The organism is Bacteroides sp. ET71 (assembly GCF_023336905.1).
In the GTDB taxonomy this organism is placed as follows: domain Bacteria; phylum Bacteroidota; class Bacteroidia; order Bacteroidales; family Bacteroidaceae; genus Bacteroides.
Genome location: NZ_JAMBLS010000028.1, coordinates 1 through 18,571, shown reverse-complemented (window position 1 = coordinate 18,571; position 18,571 = coordinate 1). Strand labels below are relative to the sequence as shown.

General features: G+C 54.6%; 16 protein-coding genes. 8 read left to right on the top strand and 8 right to left on the bottom strand.

The genetic code is table 11. The features are described from left to right. Nucleotides 1–31 precede the first annotated feature (31 nt). On the bottom strand, nt 32–1,405 hold the full coding sequence (locus M3090_RS12530) for an aminopeptidase P family protein (RefSeq protein WP_249056764.1): 1,374 nt from the start codon (nt 1,403–1,405) through the stop codon (nt 32–34). 352 nt (nt 1,406–1,757) lie between these two features. Between M3090_RS12530 and rpoN the strand changes: the two genes are divergently transcribed. The 5 genes from rpoN to M3090_RS12505 all read left to right on the top strand — a co-directional run bounded on the left by rpoN (nt 1,758) and on the right by M3090_RS12505 (nt 6,921). Next, on the top strand, nt 1,758–3,251 hold the full coding sequence (gene rpoN / locus M3090_RS12525; RefSeq protein WP_249056762.1) for an RNA polymerase factor sigma-54: 1,494 nt from the start codon (nt 1,758–1,760) through the stop codon (nt 3,249–3,251). A 10-nt stretch (nt 3,252–3,261) separates the two neighbouring features. Continuing rightward, entirely contained in the window at nt 3,262–3,948 is a 687-nt protein-coding gene (locus M3090_RS12520) for a hypothetical protein (RefSeq protein WP_249056760.1), read from the top strand. Between the two features lie 12 nt (nt 3,949–3,960). Beyond that, nucleotides 3,961–4,341, top strand: coding sequence for a glycine cleavage system protein GcvH (gene gcvH, locus M3090_RS12515; RefSeq protein ID WP_249056756.1), 381 nt, complete (start codon nt 3,961–3,963; stop codon nt 4,339–4,341). Between the two features lie 115 nt (nt 4,342–4,456). After that, complete coding sequence (purE, locus tag M3090_RS12510; protein ID WP_249056754.1) at nt 4,457–4,966, top strand: 5-(carboxyamino)imidazole ribonucleotide mutase; 510 nt, start codon at nt 4,457–4,459, stop codon at nt 4,964–4,966. 122 nt (nt 4,967–5,088) lie between these two features. Beyond that, nucleotides 5,089–6,921 carry a 4-hydroxy-3-methylbut-2-en-1-yl diphosphate synthase gene (locus tag M3090_RS12505; protein ID WP_249056753.1) on the top strand — a complete coding sequence of 611 codons (1,833 nt, stop codon included), beginning with the start codon at nt 5,089–5,091 and terminating at the stop codon, nt 6,919–6,921. A 13-nt stretch (nt 6,922–6,934) separates the two neighbouring features. Here M3090_RS12505 and M3090_RS12500 read toward each other — a convergent pair whose 3' ends face one another. Further along, entirely contained in the window at nt 6,935–7,837 is a 903-nt protein-coding gene (locus tag M3090_RS12500) for an AraC family transcriptional regulator (RefSeq protein ID WP_249056751.1), read from the bottom strand. Between the two features lie 220 nt (nt 7,838–8,057). On the opposite strand from M3090_RS12500, the gene M3090_RS12495 reads away from it, so the two are divergent. From M3090_RS12495 to M3090_RS12485, 3 genes are all read left to right on the top strand, one after another. Next, nucleotides 8,058–9,098, top strand: coding sequence for an efflux RND transporter periplasmic adaptor subunit (locus tag M3090_RS12495; protein WP_249056749.1), 1,041 nt, complete (start codon nt 8,058–8,060; stop codon nt 9,096–9,098). A gap of 25 nt (nt 9,099–9,123) precedes the next feature. Continuing rightward, nucleotides 9,124–12,291 (top strand): efflux RND transporter permease subunit, encoded by a 3,168-nt coding sequence (locus tag M3090_RS12490; RefSeq protein WP_249056747.1) that lies wholly within the window; start codon nt 9,124–9,126, stop codon nt 12,289–12,291. Between the two features lie 288 nt (nt 12,292–12,579). Next, the gene (locus M3090_RS12485; protein ID WP_249056743.1) at nt 12,580–13,866 is read left to right on the top strand and encodes a TolC family protein; all 1,287 of its coding nucleotides are present in this window, start codon (nt 12,580–12,582) and stop codon (nt 13,864–13,866) included. Nucleotides 13,867–14,085: 219 nt separating this feature from the next. On the opposite strand, the gene der is transcribed toward M3090_RS12485, so the two are convergent. The 6 genes from der to M3090_RS15870 form a co-directional block, all read right to left on the bottom strand. After that, entirely contained in the window at nt 14,086–15,399 is a 1,314-nt protein-coding gene (gene der / locus M3090_RS12480; protein ID WP_249056741.1) for a ribosome biogenesis GTPase Der, read from the bottom strand. 61 nt (nt 15,400–15,460) lie between these two features. Further along, nucleotides 15,461–16,342, bottom strand: a complete 882-nt coding sequence (gene era, locus M3090_RS12475; RefSeq protein WP_249056740.1) for a GTPase Era — start codon at nt 16,340–16,342, stop codon at nt 15,461–15,463. A gap of 100 nt (nt 16,343–16,442) precedes the next feature. Continuing rightward, nucleotides 16,443–17,447, bottom strand: coding sequence for a beta-ketoacyl-ACP synthase III (locus M3090_RS12470; protein ID WP_249056739.1), 1,005 nt, complete (start codon nt 17,445–17,447; stop codon nt 16,443–16,445). Between the two features lie 121 nt (nt 17,448–17,568). After that, complete coding sequence (gene rpmF, locus M3090_RS12465; RefSeq protein WP_249056736.1) at nt 17,569–17,754, bottom strand: 50S ribosomal protein L32; 186 nt, start codon at nt 17,752–17,754, stop codon at nt 17,569–17,571. A 12-nt stretch (nt 17,755–17,766) separates the two neighbouring features. Continuing rightward, a complete protein-coding gene (locus M3090_RS12460; protein WP_249056734.1) occupies nt 17,767–18,333 on the bottom strand; it encodes a YceD family protein in 567 nt (188 codons plus the stop codon). A gap of 73 nt (nt 18,334–18,406) precedes the next feature. Continuing rightward, nucleotides 18,407–18,532: a hypothetical protein gene (locus M3090_RS15870; protein WP_262918926.1), complete on the bottom strand. Its 126-nt coding sequence runs from the start codon at nt 18,530–18,532 to the stop codon at nt 18,407–18,409. Nucleotides 18,533–18,571: the final 39 nt, after the last annotated feature.

Below are 18,571 nucleotides of genomic sequence, written 5' to 3'. Positions count from 1 at the left end.
TCGGACACCGGCCGCTCTTCTTTAAGGCAGGTCAACGCAACGCCTCAACCTCGTCGGGCGTCAGCGGTATCTTTTTGCCCAGACGACGGGCGCCGGTCTCGGTGATGAGGTAATTCTCTTCGTTGCGGATGCCGCCGAAGTGACGGTATTCCTCCACCTTGTCGTAGTTGATGAAGTCGGTAAACTTGCCCTGGCTGCGCCAGAGGTCGATGAGTTCCGGGATAAAGTAGATGCCCGGCTCGACGGTGTGCACAAAGCCCGGCCGCAGGGGGATGGCCAGGCGCTGGCTCTTGCGCCCGAACTGCGTGCTCTTCGGCTGGCCGTCGTATCCCACCCAGACTTCGCCCAGGTTCTCCATGTCGTGCACGTCCAGGCCCATCATGTGCCCCAGCCCGTGGGGGTAAAACAGCGCGTGGGCGCATTCGCGCACGGCATCTTCCGTGTTCCCCTTCATCAGCCCCAACTCCTTCAGGCCGTCCACCATGACGCGGGCAGAGAGGTCGTAGACGTCCATGTAGGGGATGCCCGGTCTGAGGGCTTTGACCGACTCAAGGTGCATGGCGTTCTGAATCTCGTAGACAGCGCGCTGGCGCGGGGTGAAGGTCTTGCTGACAGGGATGGTGGACGACATGTCGCCGCAGTAGCCCGAAGGCAACTCGGCTCCGGCGTCGATAAGGAAGAGTTGCCCCTCGTCGATGCGGTTGCCGTGGTAATGGTTGTGCAGCGTCTGCCCGTTGATGGTGGCGATGGTGGCGAACGAAAGCTCGCAGTTGTGGCTTTCGGCCACATGGTTCATCTCTGCCACGACTTCGTATTCATACATGCCGGGACGGATGAAGCGCGTGGCGGCGATGTGCATGTCGGCAGTGATGTCGCACGCGCGTTCTATCTCGGCAATCTCCTCGTCCGTCTTCACGTTTCGCTGGGCCACGATGGCGCGGATGAAAGACACCGAGCCCTCCTGGTGCGCAGGGGGCACGCCCAACCAGTCCATCAGCTTCAGCTTGTGCTCGGCGCGGTAGGGAGGCAGGTAGTGGATGGTGCGCCCCTGCTGCACGGCCTTGTGCAAGTATTCAGTCAGTTGGGCGGCAGGCCGGGTCTCCGTGATGCCCACGGCGGCCGCCTTCTCGTGCAGGGTAGGCTGCGTACCCATCCAGACGATGTAGTCGATGGAGAGTTCGTCGCCGAAGATAATCTCGCGGTCTTCGTCGATGTCAATCAGCGCATTCAGCCCCGCAAACGACAAGCCGAAATAATACAGGAAAGAAGAATCCTGGCGGTAGCGGAACGTATTGTCCTCGTAGTTAAGTCCCTGTTCGTCATTGCCCAGGAACAGCAGCACGCCGTGGCCCACAGCCTTCTTCAGCACGGCACGGCGTTGCACGTAAGTCTCTTTTGCAAACATAAATCAATCTATCTTTTTAACGTCTATTCTTAACCATCTGATTTTCAAACTTTCGCAGCAACGATAGCCACCCTGCGGGAAAACCCCGGCCCTGCCGGACAAGAGCCGCCGCCCGTCCGAACACGAGGCACGGCTTTTCCGAACAAGAAGCACAGCTTCTCCGAACCGGAAAGGACGGCGGCACGCCTCTCCCTCCCGCCGCGAAAAGTTCCCAAAGATAAGAAGAAAAAAGGAAAGTGTGTCATCCCATGCGGCAAAAATAGCCCGCCGACGGAAATATCGCCCCGCAATGTTTCGCTTTCGCAAACTATTCACTACTTTTGTAGCCGACAACAATCGAAACAAATCGTATATGGCACAAGCTTCCCGACAAGTACAGACGCAGACGCAGCAACAGGTGCAAACCCTGTCGCCCCAACAAATCATGGTAGTGAGACTGTTGGAGCTGCCCGCCGTCGAACTGGAAGACCGCGTGCGCGCCGAACTGCTGGAAAATCCCGCCCTGGAAGAAGGCAAAGAAGAAACGCACAACGATGACTATGCCGACACGGCCGACTCAGACCGCGAAAGCCCCGAAGACGGAGGAGACACGGACTACGACTCGCTGAGCGACTATCTGACAGAAGACGACATACCCGACTACAAACTGCAGGAGAACAACCGCAGCCGCGACGACAAGGCGGAGGAAATCCCCTTCTCGGACAGCACCTCTTTCTACGAGACACTGAAAGAACAGTTGGGAGAGCAGGACCTGACGCCCCACCAGCGCGAACTGGCCGAATACCTCATCGGCTCGCTGGACGACGACGGCCTGCTGCGCAAGCCACTGGACAGCATCAGCGACGAACTGGCCATCTACGCCGGCATCGAAGCCACCCCGCAAGAACTGGAAGAGGTGCTGAAAATCATCCAAGACTTCGACCCGCCCGGACTCGGAGCACGCAACCTGCAAGAGTGCCTGCTCATCCAAATCCGCAGGAAGATGCAACAGCGGCACACCGAACCCGACCCGCTGCTACTGACAGAAGAGCGCATCGTGCAGGAATGTTACGAAGAGTTCACCCGCAAACACTGGGACAAGATACAGCAGAAACTGGGCATCGACAAAGATACGGCCGACCACGCCATCCGCGAAATCTGCCGCCTCAACCCGCGCCCCGGCGCCTCAATGGGCGAAGCCATAGGCAAGAACATGCAGCAGATTGTGCCCGACTTCATAGTAGAGACAGAAGACGACGGCACCATCAACCTCTCGCTCAACAACCGCAACATGCCCGAGCTGCGCATGAACCGCGACTTCACCACCCTGCTGGAAGAACACACCAAAAACAAGGCCAACCAGTCGAAAGAGTCGCGCGAAGCCATGCTCTTCCTCAAACAAAAGGTAGACGCCGCACAGGGCTTCATCGACGCCGTCAAACAACGGCAAGACACGCTGATGAAGACCATGCAGGCCATCATCGACCTGCAACAACCCTTCTTCCGCGAAGGAGACGAATCGCTGCTGCGCCCCATGATTCTGAAAGACGTGGCCGAACGTACCGGGCTGGACATCTCAACCGTGTCGCGCGTCAGCAACAGCAAATACGTGCAAACCAACTACGGCATCTACCCCCTCAAGTTCTTCTTCAGCGACAGCTACGTCACCGAAAGCGGCGAAGAAATGTCCGTGCGCGAGATACGAAAGATACTCAAGGAATGTATTGACAACGAAGACAAGTCCAAACCTTACACCGACGACGAACTGTGCGAGATGCTGAAACAGAAAGGCTACCCGATAGCCCGTCGCACCGTGGCCAAGTATCGCCAGCAGATGAACATCCCTGTGGCCCGGCTGCGCAAATAATTCCACGCCCATGAAAGCAGAAACATACACGGAAGCAACCGAAGAAAAACGACTGTTACAGGCATCGCGCGTGGTGTCGGCGGTGTTCACACCGTTCTCCATACCGTTCCTGGCCTTCTTGGTCATCTTCTTCTGCACCTACCTGCGCATGATGCCCCTCAGCTACAAACTGCTGGTGCTGGCCATAGTCTACATCTTCACCATCTTCCTGCCTACGCTCACCATCTTCCTCTTCCGAAAGATGAACGGCTTCAGCCTGCGCGACCTGGTAGAGCGCCGACGGCGCTACGTACCCTTCCTGCTCACCATAACCTCGTATGCTTTCGGGCTGGTCATGATGTACCGCATGAACCTGCCTTGGTACATGATAAACATCATCTGGACAGCCCTGGTCATCATGGTCATCTGCGTAGTGGTCAACCTGCGCTGGAAACTCAGCGAACACATGGCGGGCGCCGGAGCCGTGATTGGCGGGGTGACAGTGTTCTGCTCGCTGTTCAACTACAACCCCGTCTGGTGGCTGTGTTTCTTTATCCTTGTTTCGGGACTGCTGGGCAGCGCACGCATCATCCTGAAACACCACACCCTGGGCGAAGTATTGAGCGGGTTCTTCACGGGCCTGGTCTGCTCGATACTGGTGCTCGACCCGTTCTACGGCGTCATGTTGCGAATATTCTTTCATACTATAACCCATTAAAAACAAACTATTATGAACTATCCGACTAACGTAAAGTACACCAAAGAACATGAATGGATTCGCGTGGAAGGCGACATTGCCTACGTGGGCATCACTGACTACGCACAACAGCAACTGGGTGACATCGTATTCGTAGACATCCAGACCGAAGGCGAAACGCTGGAAGCAGGCGACACGTTCGGCACCATCGAAGTTGTGAAAACCATCTCCGACCTCTTCATGCCCGTCGGCGGCGAAGTGCTCGAACAAAACACTGCCCTGGCCGACCAGCCCGAACTGGTGAACCAGGATCCCTACGGCGAAGGCTGGCTCATCAAGGTGAAACCTGCCGACGATGCCGACTTCGACAGCCTGCTGGATGCCGAAGCCTACAAAACGCTGATTAACGGTTAACAGCACATGGTTAATGGCTCAATGCAAAGACTACGGAACCCGTGTCCGGTATTAGCCATTAACCGCTTGCTATCAATCATTTACCATTAACCACTCATTATTAACCAATAAAAGAATGACTCCCTTAGTAAGTATCATCATGGGCAGCACCTCCGACCTACCCGTCATGGAGAAAGCCGCCCAACTGCTCAACGACCTGCACGTGCCCTTCGAAATGAATGCCCTCTCGGCTCACCGCACGCCCGAAGCCGTTGAAGAATTTGCCAAAAACGCCCGCAACCGCGGTATTAAAGTAATTATCGCCGCTGCCGGCATGGCAGCAGCCCTGCCCGGCGTGATAGCCGCCAATACGACCCTGCCCGTCATCGGCGTGCCCGTCAAAGGCAGCGTGCTGGACGGTGTGGACGCACTCTACTCCATCATTCAGATGCCTCCCGGCATCCCCGTGGCCACCGTTGCCATCAACGGCGCCATGAACGCCGCCATCCTGGCCGTGCAAATGCTGGCCCTGAGCGACGGACAATTGGCTGAAACCTTCGCCGCCTACAAAGAAGGGCTGAAGAAAAAAATCGTCAAGGCCAACGAAGAGCTGAAAGAAGTGAAGTACGAATACAAAACGAACTGACACACCGGCCGAAGGTGACCCTCGACATCTGCAAGGGTCACCCCGGCAAAACAGGCATCGCGCCCAGTCTCTTTCTGCTCTCCCATTCTTAATTCTTCATTCTTAATTTTTCATTTGTCAAAGTGGACTTATTCAACTATTCTCGCCGGGAAACATCCGTCGTAAACATAGGAGCCACGCCACTGGGTGGCGACAACCCCATCCGCGTGCAAAGCATGACGAACACCAACACGCTGGACACCGAAGCCTGCGTGGCACAAACCGAACGCATCGTTGCAGCCGGAGGCGAGTATGTGCGCCTCACAGCGCAAGGCACCCGCGAGGCGGAGAACCTGCGCAACATCAACGCTGCCCTCCGCGCCGACGGCTGCATGGTGCCGCTGGTGGCCGACATACACTTCAACCCCAACGTGGCCGACGTGGCCGCCCTCTACGTGGAGAAGGTACGCATCAATCCGGGCAACTACGTGGATGCTGCCCGTACCTTTAAGCACCTGGAGTACACGGACGAGGAGTATGCACTGGAGTTACAGAAGATACGTAACCGTTTCGTCCCCTTCCTGAACATCTGCAAGGAACATCACACGGCCATCCGCATCGGCGTGAACCACGGTTCGCTGTCCGACCGCATCATGTCGCGCTACGGCGACACACCCGAAGGCATGGTGGAGTCGTGCATGGAGTTCCTGCGCATCTGCGTGGACGAGGACTTCCACGACGTAGTCATTTCCATCAAAGCGTCCAACACCGTGGTGATGGTGCGCACCGTGCGCCTGCTGGCCGACACGATGGAGCGCGAGGGCATGCACTTCCCGCTGCACCTGGGAGTGACTGAAGCGGGTGACGGTGAAGACGGACGCATCAAGTCGGCCGTGGGCATCGGTGCCCTGCTGGCCGACGGGCTGGGTGACACCATCCGCGTGTCGCTGAGCGAGGCACCCGAGGCAGAAATCCCCGTGGCCCGCAAGCTGGTGGATTACGTCACAAAACGAGCAGGCCATCCCTACATCCCCGGCCCGCAAGACACCTCCTTCGACTTCCTGCGCCCCGTGCGCCGCGAAACCTGCGCCGTGCGCAACATCGGCGGCGACCAAGTGCCCGTGGTGCTCTCGACCCGACTGGACAGCAAACTGGACTTCGACCCGCAATTCACGCCCGACTATGTGTACGTGGGTCGGCAGTTACCCGCCGACCGTCCGCAAGGCCCGCAGTACATCGTCGATGCCGACCTCTGGCAAGGGCAGGCAGATTGCTGGCCCGCTTTCAAGTCCGACCAACTGTTCTTCATATCGGGCTGCACGGCCCCGCTAAAGTTCCTTTTCGTCACCTACATGGGCCTGAACGACGAAGTGCTGGCTTGCCTGAAGTATCATCCCGAAGTGGTGCTCATCGCGCAGAGCAACCACCCCAACCGTCTGGGCGAACAGCGTGCCCTGGCCCTGCAACTGATGCAGGAGGGACTGAAGAACCCCGTCGTCTTCTTCCAGCATTACGCCGAGAACAACCTGGAGGACTTCCAACTGAAAGCGGCCACGGACATGGGCGCCCTGCTCATCGACGGGCTGACGGACGGCATCTTCCTCTTCAACCAAGGCGAACTGCCTGCCCAAGCCATCGACAGCACTGCCTTCAATATTCTCCAGGCCGGACGCGCACGCATCAGCAAGACGGAATACATCTCCTGCCCGGGCTGCGGCCGCACGCTCTACGACCTGCAAAGCACCATTGCCCGCATCAAGGCAGCCACCGCACACCTGAAGGGGCTGAAGATTGGCATCATGGGCTGCATCGTCAACGGGCCGGGCGAGATGGCCGACGCCGACTACGGCTACGTAGGAGCCGGACGCGGCAAGGTGAGTCTTTATAAGAAGAAGGAGTGTATTGAGAAGAACATTCCCGAAGCGGAAGCCGTAGACAAGCTGCTCGAACTGATTCGAGCCAACGAGGGGAGATAATAGCGCCCCACCGTTATTCGCCTGCTATGCTTTCGCGGTATTGTTTAGGCGACAGGCCCAAGTGCTTCTTGACGTAACGGCCGAAGAAAGAGAGGTTGGGGAACTCCAGCTCATTGCAGATTTCCTTCACGCTCTTGTCGCGCTTCTTCAGCAAGTAGTCGATGTCTTTCACCACGTAACGGTTGATGAGGTCGGAGGCCGTGTATCCGCTGCAGTCCTTGCAGACGGTTGAGAGGTACTTGGGCGTCAGGCACAACTTGTCGGCATAAAATGACACGCTGCGCGACTTGGGGTAGGACGTGGTAAGCAGTTCGATAAAGTCGCGAAACACACGGTCGCCCGACGTAAAGGTCTGTGGCTTAAAGCTGCCCCGGCGTTCGAGAGAATCGCGAAACTCATACAAAAACGCCACTAGCAAAGCGTCTATCACTTCTTTCAAGTGCTTATGGGGAGTGCCCGTCAGTTTAGACCGCATCAAATCGTAGTATTGACAGAGGCACTTCACTTCTTCCGGTTGCAGTTGTAACACCGGGAACTTCTCAAAGAAGTTGATGGCATCCCAAGGGTCTGTACCGCCCACCACGGTCATTTGCTGCAAGTATTCCCTGGAGAGGCAGACTGTGCGGAACTCGAAATCCATGCTCACGGTACTTTTTTCCAGCATGATGTTGGGATGGCAGACCAAGAGCTGATTGATTCCTAACTCATGCAGATTGCCATTGATATAGACAGAAGCCCTTCCCCGCAAACACAACACAGCGATGAATGCATCCAAACGTATCGGCCCCGAGCTGCTCGCATCTTTCAGGTTTTCAACAAGGGCGATGCGATCATCGCTGTAAACGGTCATCCCGCGCGAGCGTGCTGTCTCCAAATCTGCCACGGCTGCGTCGTTCATTTCATTTCCAAATTCCATATTATATGCTTTAGTGTTTCTTTTTCCGTCGCAAAGTAAAACATTTGCTCCCAATTCGAGGTAATAAAAAACACTACTTCTCTGTTCCATTCTTCCGTTCTTCATCTCTTACGACTAAATTGACCAGTTGAAAAGAAGAATAGATATCGTGTTTTTCACAGAAAGCCCATTCCTTTGCAGCGAATTTAAGAACAACATCATTTTCAAACAAGTATTTCTTATGAAACGAATCATCAATGCAACAATCTGTTTATCAATATTATTGCTCATAACAGGTTGTAATCAGGGAAGCCTGGAGAAAGATGCTGGCAACGAAGTTGTCAAAGTGGAGGTCTGCGAAGTATCCCCCGTCAGCACGAGCCAAAAAGGACACTACTCCGGGACCATAGAAGAGAAAAACGGAACACTTCTAAGCTTTTCCACCGCAGGAACCATACGCAGCATGAATGTCCGCCTGGGTGACCACGTACAAGAAGGAACGCTAATAGGCGTGCTGGACGACGCCGCTGCGCGCAGTAGCCACGCTGCTGCTGCGGCAGCACTGACGCAAGCAGAAGATGCCTACCGCCGCATGAAGCAACTGCACGACAAGGGAAGCCTGCCCGAAATCAAATGGGTAGAGGTGCAAAGCAAGCTGGAACAGGCACGTTCGATGGAGACCCTAGCACGCAAACAGTTGGACGACTGCCAGCTACGTGCCCCGTATGCCGGCACCATCGCGGAAAAGACAGGAGAAGCCGGACAGAACGTCATCCCCGGGCAGAGCGTGGCCAAGCTGGTGTCTACCGGAAACGTACAAGTAAAGATTTCCGTGCCCGAAACAGAGATTGGACGTATCCGTACGGGACAGGCCGGACAAATACGGGTGGCCGCCCTCGGAGGAAAGGCATACGCGGCCACGATAACCGAACGAGGTGTCACGGCCAATGCCTTGTCACGCTCCTACGAAGTAAAGCTGAACGTGAGCGGGGCAGGCAACGAACTGCTGCCGGGAATGGTGTGTGAAGTCACCCTGACAGCGGAAGGAGAGAACACTGCCTACGTCCTGCCGGAACACATCGTACAGCTTGACGAGAAGAACCGCACCTTTGTGTGGAAGGATAACGGAGGAAAGGCAGAGAAGTGCTACATAACGTGCAGCGACTTCGAGAGCGACGGCGTGGTCGTGACAGAAGGCCTGCAAGCCGGCGACCGCGTCATCGTGAAGGGCCAGCACAAGGTATGCAACGGCACCCCGGTAAGCATTGAAGACAAGAAATGACCTGAACCAAAGACTATTCATCATAATGGAAAAGAACAAGAAACGCAACTTCGTCGAATGGGCCATGCACTACCGCCAGATAGTCATCCTGGTGGTGACGTGCCTGGTGGCCTTCGGCGTGTACAGCCTGCCGCAGATGCGGAAGAACGAGTTCCCCGACTTCACCGTGCGGCAGGGCATCGTGGTGGCCGTGGCTCCCGGCAACACGGCACAGGAGATGGTGGAGCAGGTGACCAAGCCTCTGGAAGAATACATATTTACTTATAAGGAGGTGAAGAAGGAGAAGACCTTCTCGAAGAGCCGCGACGGCATCACCTACATACAGGTGGAGCTGAACGACGACCTGACGAACAAGGACGAGTTCTGGAGCAAGTTCAAGCACGGGGTGTCGCAGTTCAAGGCACAGTTGCCCCCGAACGTGCTGGCCGTGGTGGTGCAGGACGACTTCGGCGACACCTCCGCCCTGCTGATTACGATGGAGAGCGAGGACAAGACCTATCGCGAGCTGGACGACTACATGGACCTGCTGCAAGGCCGCCTGCGCCGTATCCCCGCCGTGGGACGCATGACGGTGAGCGGGATGCAGCAGGAGCAAATCTCCGTCTACCTGGACCACGACCGCCTGTCGAAGTACGGGCTGAACGAACAGACGCTGGCCCTCGGCCTGATGCAGAAGGGCTTCGCCACCAGCGGCGGACGGGTGAAGGACGGCACGATGGTAAAGCCCATCTACGTCAGCCGTTCGCTCAACACGGTGTACGACGTGCAGGAACAGATTGTCTACACCGACCCGCAGGGCAACGTGGTGCGACTGAAGGACGTGGCCCGCGTGGTGCGCGAATATCCCGACCCCGACAGCTACATCACCAACAACGGGCGCAAGTGCCTCCTGCTCTCCGTCGAGATGAAGAAGGGACAGAACATCGTGGCGATGGGCGAAGAGGTGAACAAGGTGCTGGACGAGTTCCAGCCGGAACTGCCTGCCGATGTCACCCTGTTCCGCATCACCGACCAGCCGAAGGTGGTGGACGACAGCGTGTCCAACTTCCTGCACGAGCTGCTCATCGCCATCGTGGCCGTGGTCATTGTGGTGATGCTCCTGCTGCCCTTGCGCGTGGCCTTGGTGGCCGCATCGACCATACCGATTACCATATTCATATCCCTCGGGCTGTTCTATGCGTTCGGCATCGAGCTGAACACCGTGACGCTGGCCGCCTTGATTGTGACGCTGGGCATGATTGTGGACAACAGCATCGTCATCATCGACAGTTACCTGGAGAAGTTGGGCGAGGGCATGTCGCGCTGGCACGCCTCCATCGAGAGCACCACGCACTTCCTCAAGTCCATCTTCTCGGCCACGCTGGCCATCAGCATCACGTTCTTCCCCTTCCTGTTCACAATGACGGGCATGCTGAACGAGTTCGTGCTGAATTTCCCGTGGGCCGTCAGCATCGTGTTGGGCACGTCGTTGCTCGTGGCTACGCTGCTCGTGCCCTTCATGCAGTTCTGGTTCATAAAGCCTCCCCAACCCCTCCATGAAGAGGGGCTTTCTGCCCATCCGAGCACGGAGGAACATCAATCCCCAGTCCCCTCCCCACGGGGGAGGAGAAGGGAGGGGCTTTTCCTCGACCTCTTGCAGAAGCACTACAACTGGCTGTTCGGCAAGTGCTTCGCCCATCCCAAGATAACGGTGGCCATCGGCGCGGCCTCTATCGTGGTGGGTGCCGTGATGCTGGCCGGTCTGCCCCAGCGCATCCTGCCCGTGGCCGACCGCAACCAGTTTGCCGTGGAGATATATCTTCCCACGGGCACGGACGTGGACGTGACGGCACAGGTAGCCGACAGCCTGGAGCACATCCTGCGCCAAGACCCGCGCGTGGTCAGCATCGCCTCCTTCAAGGGATGCGCCTCGCCCCGCTTCCAGACATCCTATGCACCCCAGATTCCCGGCACCAACTACGCGCAGTTCATCGTGAACACCACGGGCATCCGGGACACCGAGGCTCTGCTGGACGAGTACACCCCGAAGTACACCGACTACTTCCCCGGTGCCCGCGTGCGCTTCAAGCAACTGAGTTACAGTGATGCCGCCTACCCCATCGAAGTGCGTCTGTCGGGAGAAGACCTGTCTGTGCTGAAGCATGACGCTGAGACCGTACTCGAAGTCCTAAAGCAGGTGCCGGAGCTTATCCTCGTGCAGACCGACTTCAACGAGCCGTTGCCCGCCGTGGCCGTCAACCTGAAGGAAGACGAGGCCACCCGCCTGGGCGTGACCAACCTGGGGCTGGAGTCGACCCTCGCCATGCGCTATGGCGACGGGCTGGCGATAGCCAACGTGTGGGAGGGCGACTACGGCATCCCCGTCAAGCTGAAGAGCGAGAGGGCCGACCGCGCCCTGCCCACGGAGGTGAAGGACGAACTGGTGCCCGTGGCCGCCGGACTGGCCGATGTGCCCTTGCGCCAAGTGGCCGACGTGGTGCCTACGTGGAAAGAAGGCCAGATAGTGCGGCGCAACGGCATCTACACCGTCACCATACAGGCCGACCTGGCACGGGGTGGGAACGCTATGAAGATGACTGCCCGTGTGCAGGAGGTGATAAAAGACGTTGCCTTGTCCGACGGAGTAACGCTTACCTACGGCGGCGAGCAAGAGAAGACCGACGAGCAGATGCCCCAAATCATGAGCGGGCTGATGCTGGCGGCTGCCATCATCTTCTTCATCCTCCTGGCCCACTTCCGCAAAATCAGCATCGCCCTGCTCATCTTCAGCAGCATGACGCTCTGCGTGTTCGGCACCGTCTTCGGCGTATGGATTCAAGGCGTGGACTTCAGCATCACGGCTATCTTGGGCGTCACCGCACTGATGGGTATCATCGTGCGCAACGGCATCATCATGATAGACTATGCCGAGGAACTGCGCGCCATGGAGCACATGACTGCCGAGCAAGCCATCTACCACTCCGCCCTGCGCCGTATGCGCCCCATCTTCCTGACGTCGGCCGCCGCCTCGATGGGCGTTATCCCGATGATACTGGGCAAGTCGAGCCTGTGGATGCCGATGGGCACGGTCATCTGCTACGGCACGCTGATAACAATGCTGTTCATCCTGACCGTCCTGCCGTGCCTGTACCTGCTCACCTTCCGCGGCAGCACGGAGCGGCGAGCTAAGTGGGATGCACTGGAGCAGCAGTAATACGGGTGGGGGTCCTACCCTTAGGCGGGTAGGGGTACGCACCCTTAGGCGGGTAGGGGTTACTACCCCCAGGGGTATAGGGGTTACTACCCCCCGGGGTATAGGGGGCGCTACCCCCCAGGGTATAGGGGGCGCTACCCCCCGCAAACGTAATTGCGGTACCCCCCGCAAACGTAATTGCGATGACCCCCGCAAACGTAATTGCGATGCCCCCCGCAAACGTAATTGCGATGCCCCCCGCAAATAAGAATAAGAAACAGAATACAAACAGCCATAACATTGAAAGAAATGAGACATACAAGAAGCAAATACATCCTCCTGCTCTGCGCCTGGAGCCTGACGGCCCTGCCGCTGGCCGCCCAGCAGACCTACACCCTGGACGAGTGCGTGGAACAAGCCTTGCGCAACAACGCACGCATGAAGAACGCCGCCAACGACCTCGGCATGGCCGAACAGCAGCGGAAAGGCACCTTCACCAAGTACTTCCCCACCGTCAGCGCCACCGGCATGGGCTTCATGGCCGACAAGAACCTGCTGAAGATGGACGTCGCCCCCGGCATGAGCATGAAGATGCTGAAGAACGGACTGATGGGCGGCGTCAATGCCTCGCTGCCCCTCTTCACCGGGGGCCAGATTGTGCAGGGCAACCAACTGGCCAAGGTCAACGTAGAGAAATACCGCCTCCTGGGCCGCCAGGCCGAAAACGAGGTGCGCCTCACCACCGAGCAATACTTCTGGCAGGTGGCCATGCTAAAGGAGAAACTCCGCACGCTCAGCGTGGTCGAGTCGCAGTTGGCCGAGATACATAAGGACGTGGATGCCGCCGTCAGCGCCGGCATCACCAACCGCAACGACCTGATCCAAGTACAGCTCCGGCAGAACGACACCCGCAGCACCCGCATCAACGTCGAGAACGCCCTCGCCCTCTCGCGCCGCCTGCTGGCACAATACATCGGCACGCCCGGCGACAGCGTGGACGTCGCTTTCCAGGTGGCCGACTCGCTGCCCCCTTCGCCCCTCGAACTCTACCGCACGCCGGAAGCCTCGCTCGCACTCACGCCGGAATACAACCTGCTGCAAGCCCAGCTCAAGGCATCTCGGATAGAGCGGAAGATAAGCGTGGGCCGGAACCTCCCGACGGTGGCCATCGGCGGCGGCTTCATGCACGACAACCTGTCCGACCGCAGCAAACCCTTCTGGATGGGCTTCGCCACCGTAAGCGTCCCCCTCAGCGGCTGGTGGGAAGGCAGCCACGACATGAAGCGTGCCCGCCTGGCCGTGCGCAACGACGAAAACAGCCTGCGCGACGGCAGCGAACTGCTGGTCATCAACATGCAAAACACGTGGAACGCCGTGACCGACGCCTACAAGCAGGTGCAGATAGCCATCGAGTCCATCGGCCAGGCCGCGGAGAACCTCCGCCTGCAGACCGACTACTACCACGCCGGCACCTGCACCATGAGCGACCTGCTCGAAGCGCAGACCCTCTACCAGCAGAGCCGCGACAAGTATGTCGAGAGCTATGCGCAATATGAGGTGAAGAAGCGGGAGTACCTGCAGGCCACGGGGCGGTGAGCCATCAGCTACGAGTGGCATGGACATAAAAAAAGCTACGAGCCAACGAGTATCTTGCCTACTCGTGGCTCGTAGCTAAAGTTTAAAATTCCTTTTCCCTGTCATTCCGAGCGAAGTCGAGGAATCCCACTATACGTATGAGAAGGATTAGGGAGATGTTTCGACTCCGCTTCGCTCCACTCAACATGACAGAAAGCGATTCCTAAACAGGATCTAAACTTACTTCTGCCGGATAAAGATATTGATAGGCGTCCCGCTCAGGTTCCACTTCTCTCGCATCTTGTTCTCCAGGAAGCGCTTATATGGCTCCTTGACGTATTGCGGCAAGTTAGCGAAGAATACAAAAGACGGCACACGCGTGTTGGGCAACTGCGTGATATACTTTATCTTGATATACTTGCCCTTGATGGAAGGGGGCGGATACGCCTCGATAAGAGGCAGCATCTCCTCGTTCAGCTTGGCGGTCGGGATACGCAGGTGGCGGTTCTTGTACACCTGGCGTGCCGTCTCCATCACCTTCAGGATGCGCTGTTTGGTCAGAGCCGAGGCAAAAATGATGGGGAAGTCCGTGAACGGTGCCAAGCGTTCGCGTATGGCGCTCTCAAACGTGTTCATCACCTTCGAAGTCTTCTCCTCCACCAAGTCCCACTTGTTCACCACCACCACCAGGCCTTTCTGGTTCCTCTGCACCAGCGAGAATATGTTCAAGTCCTGGCTCTCGATGCCGCGTGTGGCATCCAGCATGAGGATGCAGACGTCAGAGTTCTCAATGGCACGGATGGAGCGGATAACGGAATAATACTCCAGGTCCTCACTGACCTTGTTCTTCTTGCGGATGCCGGCCGTATCCACCAGGTAGAAGTCGAAACCGAACTTATTGTAACGCGTGTAGATAGAGTCGCGCGTGGTCCCGGCAATCTCGGTGACAATATGCCGGTCCTCACCGATGAAGGCGTTGATGAGGGACGACTTGCCCGCATTGGGACGGCCCACCACGGCGATACGGGGGATGTCTTCTTCTATCAACTCCTCCGCCTCCTTCTTGAACAAGGATACCAGCTTGTCCAGCAAATCCCCCGTTCCACTGCCCGACAAAGCAGAAATGCAGTAAGGGTCTCCCAAGCCCAACGAATAAAACTCGGCAGCATTGTACTGCAAATCATAATTATCCGTCTTATTAGCCACCATCAGCACAGGCTTCTGGGTACGCCTCAAGATGCCGGCCACCTCTTGGTCCAAGTCGGTCACCCCATTAGCCACATCTACCACAAAGAGAATGACATCGGCCTCGTCCACAGCCAGCATCACCTGCTTGCGTATCTCTTCTTCAAAGATATCGTCCGAGTTCACCACCCATCCTCCGGTATCTACCACAGAAAATTCCCGTCCCAACCACTCGCTTTTCCCATACTGTCGGTCACGGGTAGTACCAGCTTCTTCATTCACAATCGCCTGCCGAGTCTTCGTCAGGCGGTTAAACAGTGTGGATTTCCCTACATTGGGACGTCCCACGATAGCTACTAAATTTCCCATAATCGTCTTCTTTAGTCTACGACTATCACAGCCGTATTGATATAAAAATAGGTATAACTCATTAGTCCAGTTGATAACCGAAGTTCCTCAACTCTTTGTCCGAACTGCGCCAGTCCTTGTCCACCTTCACGAAAGTCTCCAGATAAATACTCTTGCCAAAGAAACGCTCCAAATCACGCCGCGCTTCCGAAGCGACCTTCTTCAACGCCCTACCCTGACGTCCGATGATGATTCCTTTCTGCGATTCACGCTCCACATAAATGACTGCATGGATAAGAATCTTATGCTCATCCTCCTTGAACTGTTCCACCACGACTTCCACCGAATAAGGAATCTCTTTATCGTAATACAACAGAATCTTTTCGCGTATGATTTCTGTCACAAAGAAACGGGCAGGCTTATCCGTCCACTGGTCTTTATCAAAATAAGGAGGTGAATCGGGCAATAAATCCTTTACCCGCTTCATCACATAATCCACATTGAACTTTGATTTCGCCGAAATAGGAATTACTTCTGCTTTAGGCAACAGAGCAGACCATTCTTCTACTATGCTCACCAGTTTCTCTTGATTAGTCAAGTCAATCTTGTTAATCAACAACAATACCGGCACCTCCATCTTCGAAACCTTTTCTACAAAATCACTGTGCTTGTCTGCAGTCTCTACTACATCTGTCACATACAGCAGCACATCTGCATCTGCCAATGCCGACGTAGAAAAATTGAGCATAGACTCCTGCAGCTTATAAACAGGTTTCAGTACACCCGGCGTGTCCGAAAAAACAATCTGCATATCGTCCGTATTGTATATCCCCATAATACGATGACGGGTCGTTTGGGCTTTAAAAGTAGCGATTGAAATACGTTCGCCTACCAAAGCGTTCATCAAAGTGGATTTACCCACATTAGGGTTTCCTACAATATTAACAAAACCGGCCTTATGCATAATTCTCAGATGGATTAATAAGATACATTGATTTAAGACAAAAAAACGCATCGAATCTTATAAATAGGATGCGTTTTTTAATATGATGCAAATTCAAGAATTACTGTTTCTTTCCGTCATATCCCCACTTCACATATACAGCTCCCCACGTGAATCCAGCACCAAATGCAGTGAAGATCAGATTGTCTCCTTTCTTAAGCTTATCTTCAAAATCCCAAATGCAAAGCGGTAATGTACCCGCACTGGTATTTCCATAACGCTCAATGTTAATCATAACCTTCTCATGAGGAACCTCCAAGCGGTGTGCAACAGCATCAATGATACGTAAATTGGCCTGATGAGGAATTACCCAATCAATATTGTCCTTATTCAAGCCATTCCGTTCCGCAATCTCAGCACTGACATTCGACATGTTGGACACAGCATACTTGAATACCGTACGCCCTTCTTGATAAACGCAATGCCAATGATTATCTATCGTAAAATAAGAAGGCGGACAAACAGAGCCTCCCGCTTTCATATGCAAGAAAGGCAAACCTTTACCGTCCGTACGCAAAATGGAATCCATAATGCCAACTTCTTCCGTTGTCGGTTCCAACATAAAGGCTGCAGCACCGTCTCCAAAAATGGGGCACGTAGAACGATCCGTATAATCCGTGATAGCTGACATCTTATCAGCACCGACAATGATCACCTTCTTATAGCGTCCCGAACGAATATAATTCGCACCCGTCTCCATAGCATACAAGAAACCGGAACAAGCCGCTTGCATATCAAAAGCAAAGGCATTCTTCAGACGCAATTTATCACACAAAATAGATGCCGTAGAGGGGAAATGATAATCAGGAGTAGTTGTTGCGACAATAACCAAATCAATATCATCAGGATCGGCTCCTGTCCGCTGCATCAATTGCTTGGCAGCCTTACGCGCCATATAAGAAGTCCCCAATCCCTCTTCATTCAGAATATGTCTTTCCTTTATACCGATACGGGTCATAATCCACTCGTCATTGGTATCTACCATTTTTGAGATTTCGTCATTTGTCAAGACATAATCAGGTACATAACCTCCAACTCCTGTGATTACTGCATTAATCTTTTCCATCAAAAACTTCTTTACTTATAATAGATTCAAAAACGAGAACAGTCTAAAAAGATTTGTAGCATAGCTGGCAAACCTTTTTAGACCCCCTCCTATTCAAGTACAGAATATTCTGCTGACAATATCAGACAGCCGTTTCTTTCTGAATTGCCAGTTTACCTCTATAATAACCGCATGCATTACATACAGTATGATATACATGCCACTCACCACAATTAGGGCAAACAGCCAGCGTAGGAGCTACTGCCTTATCATGGGTTCTTCTCTTTGCAGTTCTTGTTTTAGACTGTCTTCTTTTAGGATGTGCCATTTTCTTACTATTTTAATTGTTATCTAATAATTTCTTTAATTCATTCCAGCGAGGATCTATAACTGCCTTAGCACCTTCTGCGCCCTCTTCCCAATCACTATCTGATACAAAATCATCACCAGAAGCAGAACACAAGTATTTATGCAACTGAGTATTCATTGCTTCATTACATTCACCAGAAGCATGCACATGCCGTATAGGGATAGACAAGACAATAAACTCATACATAAACCATGCCACATTAATGTAACCTTCATCTTCAGGAACCACAATTAGTTCATCACCATCATCAACATACTCTGATCCGAATTTAACACAGAGTTGATTATCCACAACGATTGGCAATTCCATATCATCCAAGCAGCGATCACACGCCACACACACCACTCCTTCCGTATGAAAGCGCAAGTTAAAAGAACGAGAAGTCCTTTCCACAAACAAAGAAACCCGAAGCTTCCCCTTATGCACATCAGGCGCATTTACCTCAGAGAAAAAAACATCATCAAGCAGGAACTCATATTCAGCAGACTCCCCTTGCATCCCCTTCAGGTCTATTGTATATTTGTCCAATCTTCCCAAAACGCTTTTCATTTATTCGGGCGACAAAGATACAAATAATAATCCTCATAACACATCAATTAGCACGAAATATTTACTTTTTAAGCTCCATTCTAGCTATTTTCCCCTCAACACTCCACTTTTTGTTCAAAAAAATCCTCACTCCAGCAATTATGTTCCCCACAAATGCCTTTCCTCCTTCTTCCATCCTCTCCCCCATGATACCATCTTTTCCAAACCCTCATCCTCCGCCCCGGGA